This is a genomic window from Burkholderia sp. BCC1985 (assembly GCF_905339915.1).
Taxonomy (GTDB): domain Bacteria; phylum Pseudomonadota; class Gammaproteobacteria; order Burkholderiales; family Burkholderiaceae; genus Burkholderia.
Genome location: NZ_CAJPGY010000003.1, coordinates 63128 through 80123, shown reverse-complemented (window position 1 = coordinate 80123; position 16996 = coordinate 63128). Strand labels below are relative to the sequence as shown.

Sequence of the window (16996 nt, the reverse complement as noted above, 5' to 3'; positions counted from 1 at the left end):
GTTCAGGCCTTGCTTTGCAGTGTGTGATAGCCCAGCGCCGCTCGCGCTTCGCCAAGCGTCTTGCCCTGTGCGATCTGTTCGCGGATATGCGATTCGACTTCTTCGATCCGGCGAGCAACCTGTGCGACTTCGCGCGCTCGATCGCGGGGCACGATCACGGCGCCGTTCGCATCCGCGACGACGATGTCGCGCGCCGCCACGCGCACGGTGCCGATTGCGACCGTCGTATTCACCGACTCGACCTGCACGCGGTCCTTGCCAGTCCGCATGAAGCGCCCTGCCGTGAACAGCGGATAGTTGTCGCCCAGCGCCTTGTTCACGTCGCGGCACACGCCGTCGATCACGGTGCCGGCAATGCCACGCTGCCCGGCATACTGGGTCATGATGTCGCCCCATACCGTGCAGTCGGTCCGGCCGTCGTTGTCGATCACGACCACGTCACCTTGCGCGACATCGTCGATGAAGTCGCCGACGGTGCCGGGCGGCACGCTCGCGGGTACGTACTTGACCGTGAAGGCGGGACCGACGACGACCTTCGTGTAGTTGGCCAACGGCATGATGCCGAGCGCCTGTCCGTGCAGCCCGAGCTTGTCCATCGCATCGGAAACGCCGGGCGTATCGAGCCCTTCGAACAGCGCGACCAGTTCCTGGTCTTCCGCCGCAGCCTTGTTGGGATTCGTCATATCAAAACTCCGCTAGAAGGATGAGCGGTCAGCGCACCGCGATGGCTTCGAATTCCTTGTCGTGCATCACGTCCGCGACCGGGCGGCCGGCACGCACGGCGGCGACCATCCCGTCCTGTCGCTTCGCGATACGCTCACCGAGATCGAGCACGTCCTCGATGCACCGCGCCGGTATGAACACCGTGCCGCATCGGTCGGCGATCACGTAATCGTCCTGATGGACAGTCACACCGGCCATCTGCACCGGTGTGCCGGAATCGATCTGGATCACGCGGTTGCGCGCGCTGATCATCGTGATGCCGCGTCCGTACACCGGATAGCCGATCGATTCGCTTCCGTCGATGTCGCGGCTCAGGCCGTCGATCACCGAGCCGCGAATGCGCTTCGCGGTCGCCGCGTTCGCGAGAATGTCGCCCCAGCAGGAAATTCCGTCCGCGCCGCCGGCGATCACCAGCACGCGATCGTCGGTGGCGATCGCGTCGACGACCGGCGAGATCAGGTGCACGGTCGGTTTGGCATCGGCTTTCGGACCGAGCTGAATGGTGCTGGCACGCCCGACGATCTTCGGGCAGTTCCACAGTGGACGCAGGCCGACCGTAGCGCCAGGCATGCCGAGAAAGTCGAGCGCGTCGGATACGGTATTGGTGTCGAGCGACGCAAGGCGCTCGAGCAAGGAAGGCTGGTTCATCATGCTGTTTCCCGTTGACAAGTGCAGCCATCGTCGCTTCGGTAGCGTGACAAGTAAATTTCGTATTTCATATCTGCGTGATACGATTTCCGGAATACGAAAAACCTCACGTCGCGCGCGGCCGGCAACCACCATGTCGCGCCGCGCCGCCCTCCCCGCGGCATTTTCCGCGCTGCTTCACTCCGGGCATACCCGCCATGAGCAACACGATCGACTACCGGCTGATTCGGCAACTCTGGATGTTTCTCGCCGTCGCCGAGGAGCAGCATTTCGGGCGCGCGGCGAAGCGGCTGAACATGTCGCAACCGCCGTTGACCGAGCAGATCAAGGTACTGGAGCAGTCGCTCAGGATCCAGTTGTTCTACCGCTCGCGGCAGGGAACCCAACTGAGCCCGGCGGGCGCCGCGATCCTGCCGGCCGTCCGGCAATTCGCCGGCCAGGCCGAGCGGCTGCAGCGTGTCGTGCGCGAGGTCGCGGCCGGCCAGTCGGGCGTGCTGCACGTCGGCGCGATCACGTCCGCGATGCTCGACACGGTGCCGCCGCTACTGGACGCGCTCAAGCGCGCGCATCCGAACCTGACCGTGTTCGTCAACGAGATCGACAGCGTCGACGCGATTCCGGCGCTGGAGGCCGGCGAGCTTGATCTCGCCTTTGCACGCGTCGATGGCGAGGTAGCGAACGGTATCGCGACGATGCCGATGGCCGAGGACCGGCTCGCTGTCGCGTTGCCGAAGAAGCATCCACTGGCGGCCATACCAAGGGTGCGGCTGCGCGCGTTGATGGACGAACCGCTGATCATGTCGTCGCGACAGGTCAGCCCCGTCTACTTCGACATGTTGACGTCCGTCTGCCGCACGCATGGGCTGACACCGCGCGTGATTCACGAGGTGCGTTCGGTGACGTCGCAGATTGCGTACGTCGGCTGCGGTCAGGGCGTGGCGCTGGTGCCTGCGTCGACCCGCAAGCTCGCGCCGGAGAACGTCGTCGTGCGGCCGTTGAAGGAAAAGGTCATGGTCGTGACGGCGGCCGCTGTCTGGAATACGAACCGTCATCATCCGATGGTCGATGCCGTGCTCGACATGCTGAAAAAGTAACGACGCGCGACAATCGTGCCGCTTCCCGGGCGGCGTCACCCGCGCGCCGGGTCACTCGCCCGCGACCCGATGCGCGATCGTCGACAGCGTCCGCAGCATCGGCGCGAACGCATCGGCCGACGTATTGCCGAACCCGAGCACGAGCCCGTTGGCCGGCGACGTCGCGTGAATCGAGAACCCCGACAGCGGAAACGGCCCGATCCCGTGCGTGCGCGCCGCTTCGACGATCACGCGGTCTCGAAAACGGGCCGGCAGCCGCAACGCCAGATGCAGCCCGCACGGCCCGCCCTCGACCTGATGCGGCACGGTGAACGCGTCGTCCAGCGCGGCGAGCAGCGAGCGCCGCCGGTCGCGATACAGCCGTCGCATCCGCCCGAGATGGCGCCCGTACTCCCCCGTCTCGATGAAATCGGCGAGCGCGAGCTGCACGTGGCGCGTCCCGCCGCGCAGCATCTCCGGCAACGCCGGCCGCACCGCGGCGAGCAGCGCGTCGGGCAGCACGAGAAAGCCGATCCGCAACGCCGGAAACATCGTCTTGCTGAACGAGCCGAGATAGACGACCGGCGAATCGGCCGCGAGCCCGTGCAACGCGCCGATCGGCTCGCCGGTATGCCGAAACTCGCTGTCGTAATCGTCCTCGATGATCCATGCGCGATGCCGGCGTGCGGCATCGATCAGCGCGAGCCGGCGCGAGATCGACAGCACCGCGCCGGTCGGGAACTGGTTCGACGGCGTGGTGTAGACGAGCCGGGGCGTCCGTTCGCGCCAGTCCGTGTCTGCCGCGCGCAGCCCCTCCGCGTCGACCGGCATCGGCACGACGTCGAGATCGGCCGCCTGCATCGCGGTGCGCGCACCGCGATAGCCGGGCTCCTCGACCCAGACCGTGTCGCCGGGGTTCGTCAGCAACTGCGCGCACAGCGCGATCGCGCCCTGCGCGCCTTCGGTGATCACGATCTGCTCGGGATCGCAGCGCACGCCGCGCGTCACGGCCAGGTGGCGCGCGATCGACTCGCGCAGCGCGCGTTCGCCGAGCGGGTCGCCATACGCGAGCAGGTCGCGGCCGGCGCGGCGCAGCGCGCGGTCGATCGCATGCCGCCACGCATCCACCGGGAAATGCGACAGCGCGGGCACGCCCGGCCGGAAGCCTTCCGACTCGCCGGCGCCGATCAGGCTCGGGCGAATCCGGCCGAGCCGCTGCGCGACGGCCGGCGGTGCGACCCGCCGGCGCGGCGCGGCCGGCCGCGACAGGCCGACCACGCGCGTTCCGCGGCGATCGGATTGCAGGAAGCCTTCGGCGACGAGCTGCTCGTAGACGGCCGCCGTCGTGTTGCGCGACACGCCGAGCGTCTCGGCCAGCGCGCGCGTGCCGGGCAGCCGCGTGCCGGCCGGCATCGCGCCGCCGAGAATCGCGTCGCGCACGCGGCGCAGCAACTGCCGCTGCAACGAAGGCGCGCCGGCCGTGCGCGCGAGCGGCGCGTCGAGCGGCAACAGCGGTGCGTCGCCGGAAGGAAAGGCAGTCGTCATCGGGATATCGCAGTGTGGAAGCCTCGGGGCATCGCGCGTCGAGCGCGGCGCCGGCATGGCACCGGCGTGGCGCGTTCGTGGCACCTCGGCAGCACCTTCGTGGCACCATAAATTTGCTGTCGGCTGGCGCTTCTCATGGTACCTCGCCGGGACTACGATCGTCTGCATGCCGGCATGTCGCCGGCCGCCAACCGAAGCGAGATCGACCTTGTCCACGCTCACCAACGACTTCCAGCAGCCCATCGGCCACCCCGTTCCCGACTGGTCCGCGCGCCCTCGCCCGGAGCGCATCGTGCTCGAGGGCCGCTACTGCCGCCTCGAACCGCTCGACGCCGACCGCCATGCCGCCGACCTGTACGCCGCGTACGCGCAGGCGCCGGACGGCAGCGACTGGACCTATCTCGCGCACGGGCCGTACGCCGACGAGTCGAGCTACCGCGACTACGCGCGCGGCGCGGCGGCCAGCGCCGATCCGCTGCACTACACGGTGATCGACCGCGCGACGAACCGCGCCGTCGGCACGCTCGCGCTGATGCGCATCGACCCGGCCAACGGCGTGATCGAGGTCGGTTCCGTCACCTTCTCGCCGCTGCTGAAGCGCACGCCGATTTCGACCGAAGCGCAGTACCTGCTGATGAAGTACGCGTTCGACACGCTCGGCTACCGGCGCTACGAATGGAAGTGCGACGACCTCAACGAACCGTCGCGCAAGGCGGCAGCGCGGCTCGGCTTCCGTTACGAAGGCACGTTCCGGCAGGCGATCATCTACAAGGGCCGCAACCGCGACACGGCATGGTTCTCGATCGTCGACGGCGAATGGCCGGACGTGCGCGCCGCGTTCGAAGCCTGGCTCGCGCCGGAGAACTTCGACGCCAGCGGTACGCAGCGCGAGACGCTCGTCGCGATCCGCCACGCGCGGGCGCGTGCGCGCGATGCGGCCGGCCGCGCGAACGACGCGACGCGCGTCACGGTCCGGCCGCTCGTGGCCGCCGACGAAGCCGCGTGGCGCCCGCTGTGGCAGGGCTACCAGACTTTCTACGAGACCGCGCTGAGCGACGCCGTGTTCGCGACGACATGGGCGCGCCTGATGGATCCCGCCGAACCGATGTTCGCGCTCGGCGCCTTCGACGCGTCGGGTACGCTGGTCGGCATCGTGCACGCGATCTATCACCGCTCGTGCTGGACCGAAGGGCCGTACTGCTATCTGCAGGACCTGTTCACGGCGGCGGACGCCCGCGGGCAAGGCGCGGGCGGCGCACTGATCGAAGCCGTGTACGAGCGGGCCCGCGAAGCCGGCGCAAGCCGCGTGTACTGGCTCACGCACGAAACCAACACGACCGCCCGCGCGCTGTACGACAAGCTCGCGAACAGCGCGGGGTTCATCCAGTACCGGAAGGATCTCAAGTAATGCGAGAGTGCAACTGGTCGCTCAGCCCGGGGCATCGACCGGATCCGTCGCCTCGCCGCGGGCTGGTGCCGCGCGACACGCGGCGCCAGCCGCAGGCGGCACCGACGCGGGGTGGATCATCTCGTCGCCGTTGACCGGCACCGGCCGCCGCACCGGCCGGTACACCGGTTCGCCCGGCTCGATCGCCTGCCCGGAGATCGCGCAGCGGCCCGCCTGCAACGCGACGCGCAAGCGCCAGCGTTGCTCGCCGTAATGGCAGCGCCCGCTTTCGCTCCAGCGCACCAGCAAGCCGTCGTCGCCCGCTTCCAGAACCGACACGAACAGTTGCGGCCGCAACGGTGAAACGCCCGGTGCGACAGGCTCCGGAGTCGGCGCGCGATCGGCACGCTCCGATCGCCGGGCCATCCCGACGTCTGCCGGTAACGGCATCGCGTCCCGCTCTTCGGCTACCAGCATGTGGTACGACACGTACTCGCAGATCAGGCATTCGATAACGTTTGGCATGCTTGACGACATTCCGTGAAGATTTGAGACGAGCCGCGCTCGGCCCTTCGCACGGCAGCAACGACCGATTCAGTCATGCACCCCGCCTCCGGTGCAACCACCATGCACGCATGGCGATCGGACATTGCCGCAGATGATACAAGTTGAAGTTAACTTCAAGTAAAGGGGAAACATGCGCAACGATGCGTTTCGCTGATCGCCACAATGGACCGCAACGACCGCGGCTACGACGCCCACGACCGAACCGCGCGTCTCGCGTTTCGTCTCAAACGGCTGAGACGAATGTCCCGGCGTCTCAGCCGCCGCGCCCCGTCGCAATCGCAGCAAATTTCGCATGTGATTCGCACGGCCCCGGCTGATGTCAACGCAAGGCGGCCTGCTGCATCGCACACCGCCCGCCCGACGCCTTCGCCACCCGACCGCCGATTCAAGCTGGCCCCGTTCCTGCATGTCGGTCGCTCGCGCAATCGCGCGACGGACGAACCGGCCCTTGGCCGCGCGTCCGACGACAACCTGACGGAGACAGCAACGTGAGTACACCGGCATCGAACACCGCTCCCAGCATGAAGGCCGCCGTCTGGCATGGCCGCCACGACATCCGCGTCGAAGAGGTTCCCGTTCCGGCGCATCCGCCGGCCGGCTGGGTCCAGATCCGCGTGCACTGGTGCGGGATCTGCGGCTCCGACCTGCACGAGTACGTCGCCGGGCCCGTGTTCATTCCCGTCGACGCGCCGCACCCGCTGACGGGCCTGAAGGGCCAGTGCATCCTCGGCCACGAGTTCAGCGGCGAGATCGCGGCGCTCGGCGCGGGCGTGACGGGCTTCGCGGTCGGCGAGCGCGTGACGGCCGACGCCTGCCAGCATTGCGGCACCTGCTGGTATTGCCGGCACGGGCTGTACAACATCTGCGAGAACCTCGCGTTCACCGGGCTGATGAACAACGGCGCGTTCGCCGAATTCGTGAACGTGCCGGCCGAGCTGCTGTACAAGCTGCCCGACAACTTCCCGACGGAGGCCGGCGCGCTGATCGAGCCGCTCGCGGTCGGGCTGCATGCGGTGAAGAAGGCCGGCAACATCGTCGGCCAGACCGTCGTCGTGGTCGGCGCCGGCACGATCGGCCTGTGCACGATCATGTGCGCGAAGGCCGCGGGCGCCGGACGCGTGATCGCGCTGGAAATGTCGGCCGCGCGCAAGCAGAAGGCGCTGGAGGTCGGCGCGACGGTCGTGATCGATCCGAAGGCGTCCGACGCGGTCGCGGAAGTCAAGGCGCTGACGGGCGGCTACGGCGCCGACGTGTCGTTCGAGTGCATCGGGCACACGGCCACCGCGCAGCTCGCGATCGACGTGATCCGCAAGGCCGGCAAGTCGGTGATGGTCGGCATCTTCGAGGAGCCGACGTCGTTCAACTTCTTCGACATCGTGTCGACCGAGAAGGAAGTGATCGGCTCGCTCGCGTACAACGGCGAATTCGCGGACGTGATCCGCTTCATCGCGGACGGCCGCATCGACGTGCAGCCGCTGATCACCGGCCGGATCACGCTCGGCGACATCGTCACGCACGGCTTCGAGGAGCTGGTCAACCACAAGGACCGGAACGTGAAGATCATCGTCCAGCCCGCGGCCGCCTGACGAACCGTTGACAGGACGATGACGGCCCCGCGGCGGCCGGAAGCGGCGCCGAACGGTCCCGGGGCGGCCCCGGTGCATCCCGGGCGCGGCCCGCCGCCGGCCGCCGCGTGTTGCTGCCCGTTTTCGGTGCGTGCGCAACCGCGCCGGGTGCGGCGCGCGGGGTCGGACTTCGATATACTCGAAGCGACATCACCGCCCCGCGCGCCACCCGCGCGCCCGCTTCCGTGAAACCACGAGCCGGCCTGATCCTCGAACTCTTCGTCAACCTGATGCTGCCCTGGGTCGCATATCGGGTCGCGCATCCGTATTTCGGCGAAACCGGCGCGCTGTACGCGTCGGCGATTCCGCCCATCGTCTGGTCCGTCGTCGAATTCATCCGCTCGCGCCGCATCGATGCGGTGGCCGCCATCGTGCTGCTCGGTATCGCGCTGTCGATCGCCGGCATGGCGCTCGGCGGCAGCGCGCGCACGCTGCTGATGCGCGAATCGCTCGCGTCCGGCACGATCGGCGTCGTGTTCCTGCTGTCGTTGTTCCGCGAGCGTCCGCTGATCTTCTACCTCGCGCGCGCGACGGTGGCCCGCGAGATGGCCGGCGGCGCCGCGCGTTTCGAGACGGTCTGGGCCGAGCAGCCGGGGCTGCGCCAGATGCTCCGCCTGATGACCTTCGTGTGGGGCGCCTGCATGACGCTGGAGATGCTGCTGCGCCTGTGGATGGTCGTCACCTGGCCGGTCGAGCGCGTGCTCGTCGTGTCGCCGATCATGGGCTACACGGTGTTCGGCACGCTGCTGCTGTGGACCTTCTGGTACCGGCGGCGGATGCGCGAGCGCAACAGCGTCGACATCCCGACCCGCGACGGCGTCACCGAGATCGCCGGCCGCTGAGCGCCCGCCCCGTCCGCCCCGCGCGGCCGGCCCGGCGGCCGTCACGGCCGCTGGGGTATGATGCGCGGCTCTCGTTCGCCCCCTGCATCGCCCCATGTCTCTCTCGCTTCTCCCGTGTGCCACGATCTGGCTCGCACTGTTCGCGGCCGCCGCGTTCGCGTGGCAGCGCCCGCTGCATGGCCTGAGCATCGCCGTTGCCGCGCTCGGCTATGCCGGCGCGCTGGCGTTCGGCAAGCTCGAACCGATCGTGCTCGCGCCGCTCGCGCTGCTCGCGGCCGCCGCCTGGGGCGTCGCGCCGGGCCGCCCGCTCGCGATGCGGATCGTCGCGCACGTCGTGTTTGCCGCGCTCGCGATCGCGCTGAGCCTGCACCTGCTTCCCGGCTTCCACAATCCGCGCGTGATCGAGCCGACGCGTTTCACGCCGGATGCCGTGCCGTTCACGATGTACCTGAATTTCGACAAGCCGCTCGTCGGCCTGTGGCTGCTGTGGGCGCTGCCGTGGGTGGCGCCGGACGTCCCGCCGGCACGCGCGCTGCGCACCGGCGCCGTGGCGGCCGTCGCGACGGCGGCGGCCTGCCTGGCCGGCGCGCTCGCGTTCGGCATGGTCGGCTGGGCGCCGAAATGGCCGGCGTCGGGCTGGATGTGGCTCGTCAACAACGTGCTGCTCGTCACGCTCGCCGAGGAAGCGCTGTTCCGCGGCTACGTGCAAGGCGGGCTCACGCGCGTGCTCGGCCGGTTCGGCTGGGGGCCGTGGGCCGCGCTCGCGATCGGCGCGGGGCTGTTCGGCGCCGCGCACGCGGCCGGCGGCTGGCCCTGGATCGTGCTCGGCACGGTGGCCGGCATCGGCTACGGCCTCGCATGGCGGCGCGGCGGCCTGCTCGCATCCGCGCTCGCGCATGCGGGGCTGAACGTGATCCACTTCGCGCTGTTCACCTACCCGATGCTCGCCGCCGCGCGCTGAACGCCGCACGCGGCGGCATCCCGCCGGTTTCGCGCGGTCGAACTCAGTTGAAGCCGGCTACCGCGTGCGGCACGTAAGGGCCTTCGAGCGTCGCGATTTCATCGTTCGTCAGCTTCAGCTGCAGCGCGCCGAGCGCATCGTCCAGATGATGCGGCTTCGAGATGCCGACGATCGGCGCGGTGACGCCGCGCTTGTGCGCGACCCATGCGAGCGCGACCTGCGCACGCGGCACGTTGCGTGCGGCGGCGATCGCCGCGACGGCCTCGACGACCGCGCGATCGGCACCGGCCGTCGCGTCGTACATCCGCTGACCGACCTCGTCGCTCTGCTGCCGGCCGGACGACTCGTCCCAGTTGCGCGTCAGCCGGCCGCGCGCGAGCGGGCTCCACGGAATCACCGCGATGCCTTCGGCCTCGCACAGCGGCAGCATTTCCCGTTCTTCCTCGCGATACAGCAGGTTCAGGTGGTTCTGCATGCTGACGAAGCGGGTCCAGCCGTTCTGCTTCGACGTATACAGCGCCTTCGCGAACTGCCACGCAAACATCGACGACGCACCGATGTAGCGCGCCTTGCCGGCCTTCACGACGTCGTGCAGCGCCTCGAGCGTCTCCTCGATCGGCGTGCCGTAGTCCCAGCGATGGATCTGGTACAGGTCGACGTAGTCGGTGCCGAGCCGCTTCAGGCTCTGGTCGATGTCCGTCATGATCGCCTTGCGCGACAATCCCGCGCCGTTCGGCCCCGGGCGCATCCGGTAGAACACCTTGGTCGCGATCACGACGTCGTCGCGCTTCGCGAAGTCGCGCAACGCACGGCCGACGATCTCCTCGGACGTGCCGTCCGAATACATGTTCGCGGTATCGAAGAAATTGATGCCGGCCTCGATCGCGCGCTGGATGATCGGGCGGCTTTCCGCTTCCGGCAGCGTCCACGGGTGGGTGCCGCGCGACGGCTCGCCGAACGTCATGCAGCCCAGCACCAGCTTCGACACGTCCATCCCGGTCGACCCGAATTTCACGTATTCCATCGCTCGCCTCGTCATTGAAGTGGGGTTGCGGCCGGATGCGCGGCCCGGTTCGGTGCACCGGGTACGAACGCCGTGCGCTGCATCGGCCAGACGTCGCATGGTATCGCGCAGCGCGCGAACGCGTAGTCGACGCGACGGCCTGCTGCGGCCGGGTCGCCCAGGAACGCCGACGCGCCGGAACCACAGCCCAATCCCACTCGAGCAAGGCTTCGACGGCGCACACCGACGCGCCACGCAGCATCCATGATCAGAATGCGCGGCGTGGCGCCGCGCCGGTTGCGCGTCGACGAACGAACGGATTACTCGCGAACGACGAACGGCTTACTTGATCTGGTCGGCGAGCGGCTGCAGGAATTCGGAGAAGCCGGTCAGCATGATCTGCACGCCGATGCACAGCAGCAGGAATGCCGACACGCGCTTCGCGACCTTGGTGCCTTCGGTGCCGAGATAGCGGGAGAGCAGCGCGGCACGGCTGTAGGTCAGCCAGATCACGACCGCGACGAGCGCCGACACCGAGATCGACACGATGCTCGACAGCATGAATTCCGACAGCTTGTGCGTGCGGTTCGCGTTCAGCGCGATCGCGGTGGCGATCGAGCCGGGGCCGACGGTCAGCGGCACGGTCAGCGGGAAGAACGCGCGGGTCATGATCGCGTTCGCATCGATCGGCTTGATCGGCGTATCGCCGCCGCCCGCCGGCCCGTCCGGCTCGTTCAGCATCTGCCAGCCCGCGACGGCGACCGCGAAGCCGCCGCCGATCCGCAGCGCTTCCATCGAGATCCCGAAGAAATGCAGCACCGGCGTGCCGGCGAAGAACGCGACCAGCAACACGATGAACGCGTTGAACGCCACCTTCTTCGCGAGCAGGTTGCGCTCGTGCTCGGTCAGCGCCTCGGTGCGTTCGAGAAACAGGAACGCGATGCCGATCGGATTGATGATGCCGATCAGGCCGGTAAAGCCGAACAGGATCTCGGAGATAAGGCGATTGACGATCATCGGGTGCGAAGAAGCGGTCGGGGCTGGGCCGGCGGCGCGCCGGGGGTCACGCATTGTAGAGCAAGCGCCCGCGCCCGAGACGCAAATCGCGCCCCGGGCCCGGCGGGCCGCGCCGCCGCCTTACTCGGCGCCCGGCTCCCAGGCCGGCGGCCGCTTCGCGAAGAACGCGGCGAAGCCCTCCTTCGCTTCCGGCGTCGCCCGCACGCGGGAGATCGTCTGCGCGGTGAACGCCGCGCGTTCGTCCGACGGCGGGTACTCGCCGATCGCGTCGAAAAAGCGCTTGATCTCCATCAGCGCGTTCGGGCCGTTGCGGCTCAACTCGGCGAGCGCCTTGTCCACTGCGGCGTCGAGCGCATCCAGCGGCACGGCCTGGTGGATCAGCCCGATCGCGACGGCTTCGGCGGCCGCGAGTTGCGTCGCGGTCAGCGCGAGCCGGCGCGCCTGGCGCTGGCCGACCGCCTCGACCAGATACGGGCCGATCACCGACGGCAGGATCCCGAAACGGGCCTCGCTGACCGAAAAGCGCGCGTGGTCGCTCGCGATCACGATGTCGCAGGCCGCGCACAGGCCGACGCCGCCGCCGAACGCGTGGCCCTGCACGCGCGCGACCGTCGGCTTCGGGCACTGCCGGATCGCCCGCATCATCGCGGCGAACCGCTCGGCGTCGCGCAGGTTCGCGGCCGCGTCGTTCGCGCTCGCGCGCTGCATCCACTGCAGGTCGGCGCCCGCGCAGAACGCGCGACCGTCCGAGCGCAGCACGATCGCGCGCACGTCGTCGCGCCGGCCGAGCGTCGTGAACGCGTCGGTCAGCTCGGCGATCATCGTCTCGTCGAACGCGTTGAGCACGTCGCCGCGCTGCAGCGCGACGGTCGCGATGCCGCGCGCATCGACGCCAACGGCCAGGGTCTTCAATCCATCCATCGAACAGGTTTCCTCGGGGTAGAAACAGGGAACGGCGAAACTCAGGCGGCCTGCCGGCGGTCGATCACGCGCCGGGCCTTGCCGGTCGCGCTCGCGGGAATGCCGCCCGCGGCGAGCACCGTCACGCCGGCCGACACGCCGATCATCGTCTTGATCCGGTGCTGCAGCTCGCGCGCGATCGCCGCGCGCTCGGCGTCGGTCACGCACGCGACGGCCTCGGAGCGCAGCTCGACCGCGAGATCCAGCCGGTCCATGTGGCCGTCGCGCGAAAGCGTGATCTGGAACTGCCCCGACAGCTTCGTCTGCGCGACGACGATTTCCTCGATCTGGCTCGGGAACACGTTCACGCCGCGCACGATCAGCATGTCGTCGGAGCGGCCCGTGATCTTCGCGAGCCGGCGCATCGCGCGCGCGGTCGGCGGCAGCAGCGCGGTGAGGTCGCGCGTGCGGTAGCGGATCACCGGCATCGCCTCCTTCGTCAGCGACGTGAACACGAGCTCGCCCTCGCTGCCGTCCGGCAGCACCTCGCCGGTCGCCGGGTCGATGATCTCCGGATAGAAATGGTCTTCCCAGATCACCGGGCCGTCCTTCGTCTCGACGCATTCGCACGCGACGCCCGGGCCCATCACTTCCGACAGCCCGTAGATGTCGAGTGCGTCGATGCCCACGCGTGTCTCCACTTCCTCGCGCAGCGCCTGCGTCCACGGCTCCGCGCCGAAGATGCCGATCTTCAGCGACGACTCGGCCGGGTCCATGCCCTGCCGCACCATCTCGTCGATCAGGTTCAGCATGTACGACGGCGTGACGAGGATGATCTTCGGCTCGAAATCGCGGATCAGCTGCACCTGCTTTTCAGTCTGCCCGCCCGACATCGGCACGACCATGCAGCCGAGCCGCTCCGCGCCGTAGTGAATCCCGAGGCCGCCCGTGAAGAGCCCGTAGCCGAATGCGTTGTGCAGCGTGTCGCCCGGGCGGCCGCCGGCCGCGCGGATCGAACGCGCGGTCACGTTCGCCCACGTGTCGATGTCGCGCGCGGTATAGCCGACCACGGTCGGCTTGCCCGTGGTGCCGCTCGACGCATGCACGCGCACGACCTGCTCGCGCGGCACCGCGAACAGCCCGAACGGATAGTTATCGCGCAAATCGTTCTTGGTCGAGAACGGGAATTTCGCGAGATCGGCGAGCGTCTTCAGGTCGTCCGGATGCACGCCCGCCGCGTCGAACGTGCGGCGATAGTGCGGGACGTTGTCGTACGCGTGGCGCAGCGACCACTTGAGGCGCTCGAGCTGCAGCGCCTGCAGTTCGTCGCGGCCGGCGGTCTCGATCGGCTCGAGGGCGGCGGCGGGGTGCGTCGGGTGAGTCATCGGGGTGCTCCTCCAGTGGAGTGATGTCGTTATCGTGATCGGGGTGACGGGGCCGGCGGCTAGCGGAACGTGCGGCCGGCCGCGTGCAGCGCGGCGATGCGCGGCGACACGCGATAGCGGTCCTCGCCGTAGCTCGCCGCCAGGTTCGACAGCACGCGAAACACGCGGCCGATGCCGATCGCATCGGCCCACGCGAGCGGGCCGCACGGGTAGTTCACGCCCTTCTCCATCGCGAGATCGAGATCGGCGGGCGAGCACACGCCCTGGTTCACCGTGTCGGCCGCCTCGTTCGCGAGCATCGCGACGGTGCGCATCGCGACCATGCCCGGCACGTCGGCGATGCCGACGACGCGAAAACCCGCTTGCTGGAACAGCCCGACCGCATCCGCATAGGCCGCGTCGCTGCACTGCAGCGCGCGCGTCAGCGCGACGAGCCCGGCCTGCGCGTAATCGCGCGCGAGATCGACGAGCACGAGGTCGGCCACGCCGGTTTGCGTGGCGCGCACGGTCGCGGTGCGGCCGTCGGTCAGCGCGATCGACGCGCGGCCGGCCACGGCGAGCAGTTCGTCGGCATGCGCGCCGTTCTGCCGCGCGAGCGCGATGCGTTCGACAACGCGGGCATGCAGCGCGGCGGCCGGGCCGTCCTGCGCGAACAGCACGACGTCGGCCGGCGCATCGCACGGCGGTTCGAACGCGGGCGCGGGCGGCGTCGCGCCGTCCGCATACGAATAGAAGCCGCGGCCCGACTTGCGCCCCAGGAAGCCCGCGTTCACGAGTTCCTGCTGGATCAGCGACGGCGTATAGCGCGGATCGTTGAAGTACGCGCGGAACACCGACTCGGTCACCGCGAAGTTCACGTCGTGGCCGATCAGGTCCATCAACTCGAACGGCCCCATCCGGAAGCCGCCGGCGTCGCGCATCACCGCGTCGATCGAGGCCGGCGTGCCGCCCTGCTCGTTCAGCACGCGCAGCGCCTCCGCGTAATACGGCCGCGCGACGCGGTTCACGATGAAGCCGGGCGTCGACTTCGCCAGCACCGGCCGCTTGCCCCACGCGGCGGCCGTGTCGTAGAGGGCCTGCGCGACATCCGGCGCGGTCGCGAGCCCGCTGACCACCTCGACGAGCGCCATCAGCGGCGCCGGATTGAAGAAATGCAGGCCGGCCACGCGCTGCGGCGCGCGCAGCCCGGCCGCGATCGACGTGATCGAGATCGACGACGTGTTGGTCGCCAGCACGCAGCTGTCGTCGACATGGCGTTCGAGCGTCGCGAAGATCTCGCGCTTCACGTCGAGCCGCTCGGCCGCCGCCTCGACGATCAGCGCGGCGCCCGCGAAGTCGGCCAGCGCGCGCACCGCGCGAATCCGGCTGCCGGCCGCGTCGGCCTGGGCCGGTTCCATCCGGCCCTTTTCCGCGAGCCGCGCGAACTGCGCGCGGATGCCGGCCAGCGCCTTGTCGCATGCGGCTTCGTTCAGGTCGTACAGCAGCACCGCATGACCGGCCGCCGCGGCCACCTGCGCGATGCCCGCGCCCATCGCGCCCGCGCCGATCACGCCGACGACCGCCGACGGCGCCAGCGCGCCCGAATTCACCGAATGTGCAGAAGAAACAGCCATCGCTTGCGATCCGTCATGAAGTGGAAGTGCGAGCGATTATAAACCGACCGGTCGGTAGATTTATGTCAGGGCGAGCCCGAATTTGTCGTGCAAGAGACCGTTACGAAAAGCGCAAGAACAAAAAATCGAACGATCGGGGCACTTTTTTGAAACCGAAAGGTCAATGAAAGCGTCCGATTATGAGATAGTGTCCCCCGAACGCCTGATAAAATTCGACAAATCGCCGGATTTCAGGGGGAAACCGCGTGTCACGCCGCTGCCGTCCACCGCCTGCCCTCCTTTCGGGGTCGGAATCGCGCCACCCGCCTGTCGTGACGTACCCGCGCCCCGCCCTCGGCACCCGGTCGCATCGAACCGTTTCATCCAGCGACGGGCTTCGGCCCGCCCGCGCCCCTCGCCGCTTCACGGCGGCGAATCCAGGGCAGCACGGCTCCGCGCTGCCGCCCATCAGCATCATCGTCCACGTTCGGCGGATCATCCGGCCGGGCTTCGTCAACCCGTGACGGCGCGTCGCGCGCCGCCACTCGCATAGGAAACCGTCCATGCCGCTCTCGTCCAACCAGCTCCCGCGCTGGACCCTCGTGGCCCCGCTTGCCGCGTGGCTGGTACTCGCGCTGTCGCGCGTCGTGCCGGCCGAAGGCCTCGTCATCGCCGTGTTCGCCGCCGCCCTCGCCGGCGCCGTGTTCGCCGCCGTCCACCATGCCGAAGTCGTCGCGCACCGCGTCGGCGAGCCGTTCGGCACGCTCGTGCTGGCGGTCGCCGTGACCGTCATCGAGGTCGCGCTGATCGTGTCGGTGATGCTCGGCGCCGGCCCCGAGAAATCGGGCCTCGCGCGCGATACCGTGTTCGCCGCGGTGATGATCATCTGCAACGGCATCGTCGGCCTCTGCCTGCTGGTCGGTGCGTGGAAGCATGGCGAGCAGGATTTCCAGGGGCGCGGCGCGAGCAAGGCGCTCGCGGTGCTCGCGTCGCTGTCGGTGCTGTCGCTCGTGATGCCGAACTACCTGAACGCCGCGCCGGGCCCGTTCTTTTCGAAATCGCAGCTTGCGTTCGCCGGCGTGTCGTCGCTCGTGCTGTACGGCGCATTCGTATTCGTGCAGACCGTGCGCCACCGCGACTACTTCCTCACCGAGCACGACAGCGCGAACGAATCAGTGCATGCGGCACCGCCGAGCGGCCGCACCGCGCTGATCAGCCTCGTGCTGCTGTTCGTGAGCCTCGTCGCGGTCGTGCTCCTCGCGAAGCTGCTGTCGCCGGCCGTCGAGCATGCGGTGATGAAGCTCGGCGCGCCGGAAGCGGCGGTCGGCATCGTGATCGCCGCGCTGGTGCTGCTGCCCGAAGGGCTCGCGGCCGTCACCGCCGCGCGGGCGAATCGCCTGCAGACCAGCATGAACCTCGCGCTCGGTTCGGCGCTCGCGAGCATCGGGCTCACGATCCCGACCGTCGCGGCCGTGTTCATCTGGGTCGGCCAGCCGCTCACGCTCGGCATCGGCGCGATGGAAACCGTGCTGTTGTCGCTGACGCTGCTCGTCAGCACGCTGACGCTCAGCCAGGGACGCACGACGGTGCTGCACGGCGTCGTGCATCTGTCGCTGTTCGCGGCGTACCTGTTCCTGTCGGTCACGCACTGATGTAAAGCGGCGCGGGCCCCGGCGGATCCTCTCCGCCGGGGCCCGCGCGCCGCTCACCTTCTTCGCTTCACCTTCT

The 16996-nt window shown here is 69.0% G+C and carries 16 protein-coding genes; 7 read left to right on the top strand and 9 right to left on the bottom strand.

The window, feature by feature from the left end; all coding sequences use genetic code 11:
• Positions 1–2 precede the first annotated feature (2 nt).
• Complete coding sequence (locus tag U4Z31_RS03800; protein ID WP_321809469.1) at positions 3–683, bottom strand: RraA family protein; 681 nt, start codon at positions 681–683, stop codon at positions 3–5.
• Positions 684–711: 28 nt separating this feature from the next.
• Positions 712–1371: an RraA family protein gene (locus tag U4Z31_RS03795; protein ID WP_044843347.1), complete on the bottom strand. Its 660-nt coding sequence runs from the start codon at positions 1369–1371 to the stop codon at positions 712–714.
• A gap of 197 nt (positions 1372–1568) precedes the next feature.
• Between U4Z31_RS03795 and U4Z31_RS03790 the strand changes: the two genes are divergently transcribed.
• Positions 1569–2465 carry a LysR substrate-binding domain-containing protein gene (locus U4Z31_RS03790; RefSeq protein WP_044843317.1) on the top strand — a complete coding sequence of 299 codons (897 nt, stop codon included), beginning with the start codon at positions 1569–1571 and terminating at the stop codon, positions 2463–2465.
• A gap of 51 nt (positions 2466–2516) precedes the next feature.
• Here the strand turns inward: U4Z31_RS03790 and U4Z31_RS03785 are convergent, their stop codons facing one another.
• Entirely contained in the window at positions 2517–3989 is a 1473-nt protein-coding gene (locus U4Z31_RS03785) for a PLP-dependent aminotransferase family protein (RefSeq protein ID WP_321809468.1), read from the bottom strand.
• A 208-nt stretch (positions 3990–4197) separates the two neighbouring features.
• On the opposite strand from U4Z31_RS03785, the gene U4Z31_RS03780 reads away from it, so the two are divergent.
• The gene (locus U4Z31_RS03780; protein WP_321809467.1) at positions 4198–5397 is read left to right on the top strand and encodes a GNAT family N-acetyltransferase; all 1200 of its coding nucleotides are present in this window, start codon (positions 4198–4200) and stop codon (positions 5395–5397) included.
• Positions 5398–5418: 21 nt separating this feature from the next.
• On the opposite strand, the gene U4Z31_RS03775 is transcribed toward U4Z31_RS03780, so the two are convergent.
• Positions 5419–5901, bottom strand: coding sequence for a DUF3331 domain-containing protein (locus U4Z31_RS03775; RefSeq protein ID WP_321809466.1), 483 nt, complete (start codon positions 5899–5901; stop codon positions 5419–5421).
• 204 nt (positions 5902–6105) lie between these two features.
• On the opposite strand from U4Z31_RS03775, the gene U4Z31_RS03770 reads away from it, so the two are divergent.
• The 4 genes from U4Z31_RS03770 (at position 6106) to U4Z31_RS03755 (ending at position 9371) form a co-directional block, all read left to right on the top strand.
• The gene (locus U4Z31_RS03770) at positions 6106–6435 is read left to right on the top strand and encodes a hypothetical protein (protein ID WP_321809465.1); all 330 of its coding nucleotides are present in this window, start codon (positions 6106–6108) and stop codon (positions 6433–6435) included.
• A 29-nt stretch (positions 6436–6464) separates the two neighbouring features.
• Positions 6465–7529, top strand: coding sequence for a 2,3-butanediol dehydrogenase (locus U4Z31_RS03765; RefSeq protein ID WP_044843313.1), 1065 nt, complete (start codon positions 6465–6467; stop codon positions 7527–7529).
• A 224-nt stretch (positions 7530–7753) separates the two neighbouring features.
• Entirely contained in the window at positions 7754–8410 is a 657-nt protein-coding gene (locus tag U4Z31_RS03760) for a VC0807 family protein (protein WP_321809464.1), read from the top strand.
• A 94-nt stretch (positions 8411–8504) separates the two neighbouring features.
• Entirely contained in the window at positions 8505–9371 is an 867-nt protein-coding gene (locus U4Z31_RS03755) for a CPBP family intramembrane glutamic endopeptidase (RefSeq protein ID WP_321809463.1), read from the top strand.
• A gap of 43 nt (positions 9372–9414) precedes the next feature.
• Here U4Z31_RS03755 and U4Z31_RS03750 read toward each other — a convergent pair whose 3' ends face one another.
• The 5 genes from U4Z31_RS03750 to U4Z31_RS03730 all read right to left on the bottom strand — a co-directional run bounded on the left by U4Z31_RS03750 (position 9415) and on the right by U4Z31_RS03730 (position 15289).
• Positions 9415–10395 (bottom strand): aldo/keto reductase, encoded by a 981-nt coding sequence (locus tag U4Z31_RS03750; RefSeq protein WP_321809462.1) that lies wholly within the window; start codon positions 10393–10395, stop codon positions 9415–9417.
• A gap of 321 nt (positions 10396–10716) precedes the next feature.
• The gene (locus U4Z31_RS03745) at positions 10717–11391 is read right to left on the bottom strand and encodes a MarC family protein (protein WP_044843309.1); all 675 of its coding nucleotides are present in this window, start codon (positions 11389–11391) and stop codon (positions 10717–10719) included.
• Positions 11392–11511: 120 nt separating this feature from the next.
• Positions 11512–12312, bottom strand: a complete 801-nt coding sequence (locus tag U4Z31_RS03740; protein WP_321809461.1) for an enoyl-CoA hydratase-related protein — start codon at positions 12310–12312, stop codon at positions 11512–11514.
• 41 nt (positions 12313–12353) lie between these two features.
• A complete protein-coding gene (gene paaK / locus U4Z31_RS03735) occupies positions 12354–13676 on the bottom strand; it encodes a phenylacetate--CoA ligase PaaK (protein WP_321809460.1) in 1323 nt (440 codons plus the stop codon).
• Positions 13677–13735: 59 nt separating this feature from the next.
• The gene (locus U4Z31_RS03730) at positions 13736–15289 is read right to left on the bottom strand and encodes a 3-hydroxyacyl-CoA dehydrogenase (RefSeq protein ID WP_321809459.1); all 1554 of its coding nucleotides are present in this window, start codon (positions 15287–15289) and stop codon (positions 13736–13738) included.
• Between the two features lie 542 nt (positions 15290–15831).
• Between U4Z31_RS03730 and U4Z31_RS03725 the strand changes: the two genes are divergently transcribed.
• Positions 15832–16920: an ionic transporter y4hA gene (locus tag U4Z31_RS03725; RefSeq protein WP_321795945.1), complete on the top strand. Its 1089-nt coding sequence runs from the start codon at positions 15832–15834 to the stop codon at positions 16918–16920.
• Positions 16921–16996: the final 76 nt, after the last annotated feature.

Coding starts and splice junctions, on each gene's coding strand:
- U4Z31_RS03800 (WP_321809469.1), bottom strand. CDS start 683: ATGACGAATCCCAACAAGGCTGCGGCGGAAGACCAGGAACTGGTCGCG.
- U4Z31_RS03795 (WP_044843347.1), bottom strand. CDS start 1,371: ATGAACCAGCCTTCCTTGCTCGAGCGCCTTGCGTCGCTCGACACCAAT.
- U4Z31_RS03790 (WP_044843317.1), top strand. CDS start 1,569: ATGAGCAACACGATCGACTACCGGCTGATTCGGCAACTCTGGATGTTT.
- U4Z31_RS03785 (WP_321809468.1), bottom strand. CDS start 3,989: ATGACGACTGCCTTTCCTTCCGGCGACGCACCGCTGTTGCCGCTCGAC.
- U4Z31_RS03775 (WP_321809466.1), bottom strand. CDS start 5,901: ATGCCAAACGTTATCGAATGCCTGATCTGCGAGTACGTGTCGTACCAC.
- U4Z31_RS03770 (WP_321809465.1), top strand. CDS start 6,106: ATGGACCGCAACGACCGCGGCTACGACGCCCACGACCGAACCGCGCGT.
- U4Z31_RS03765 (WP_044843313.1), top strand. CDS start 6,465: ATGAAGGCCGCCGTCTGGCATGGCCGCCACGACATCCGCGTCGAAGAG.
- U4Z31_RS03755 (WP_321809463.1), top strand. CDS start 8,505: ATGTCTCTCTCGCTTCTCCCGTGTGCCACGATCTGGCTCGCACTGTTC.
- U4Z31_RS03750 (WP_321809462.1), bottom strand. CDS start 10,395: ATGGAATACGTGAAATTCGGGTCGACCGGGATGGACGTGTCGAAGCTG.
- U4Z31_RS03745 (WP_044843309.1), bottom strand. CDS start 11,391: ATGATCGTCAATCGCCTTATCTCCGAGATCCTGTTCGGCTTTACCGGC.
- U4Z31_RS03740 (WP_321809461.1), bottom strand. CDS start 12,312: ATGGATGGATTGAAGACCCTGGCCGTTGGCGTCGATGCGCGCGGCATC.
- paaK (WP_321809460.1), bottom strand. CDS start 13,676: ATGACTCACCCGACGCACCCCGCCGCCGCCCTCGAGCCGATCGAGACC.
- U4Z31_RS03730 (WP_321809459.1), bottom strand. CDS start 15,289: ATGGCTGTTTCTTCTGCACATTCGGTGAATTCGGGCGCGCTGGCGCCG.
- U4Z31_RS03725 (WP_321795945.1), top strand. CDS start 15,832: ATGCCGCTCTCGTCCAACCAGCTCCCGCGCTGGACCCTCGTGGCCCCG.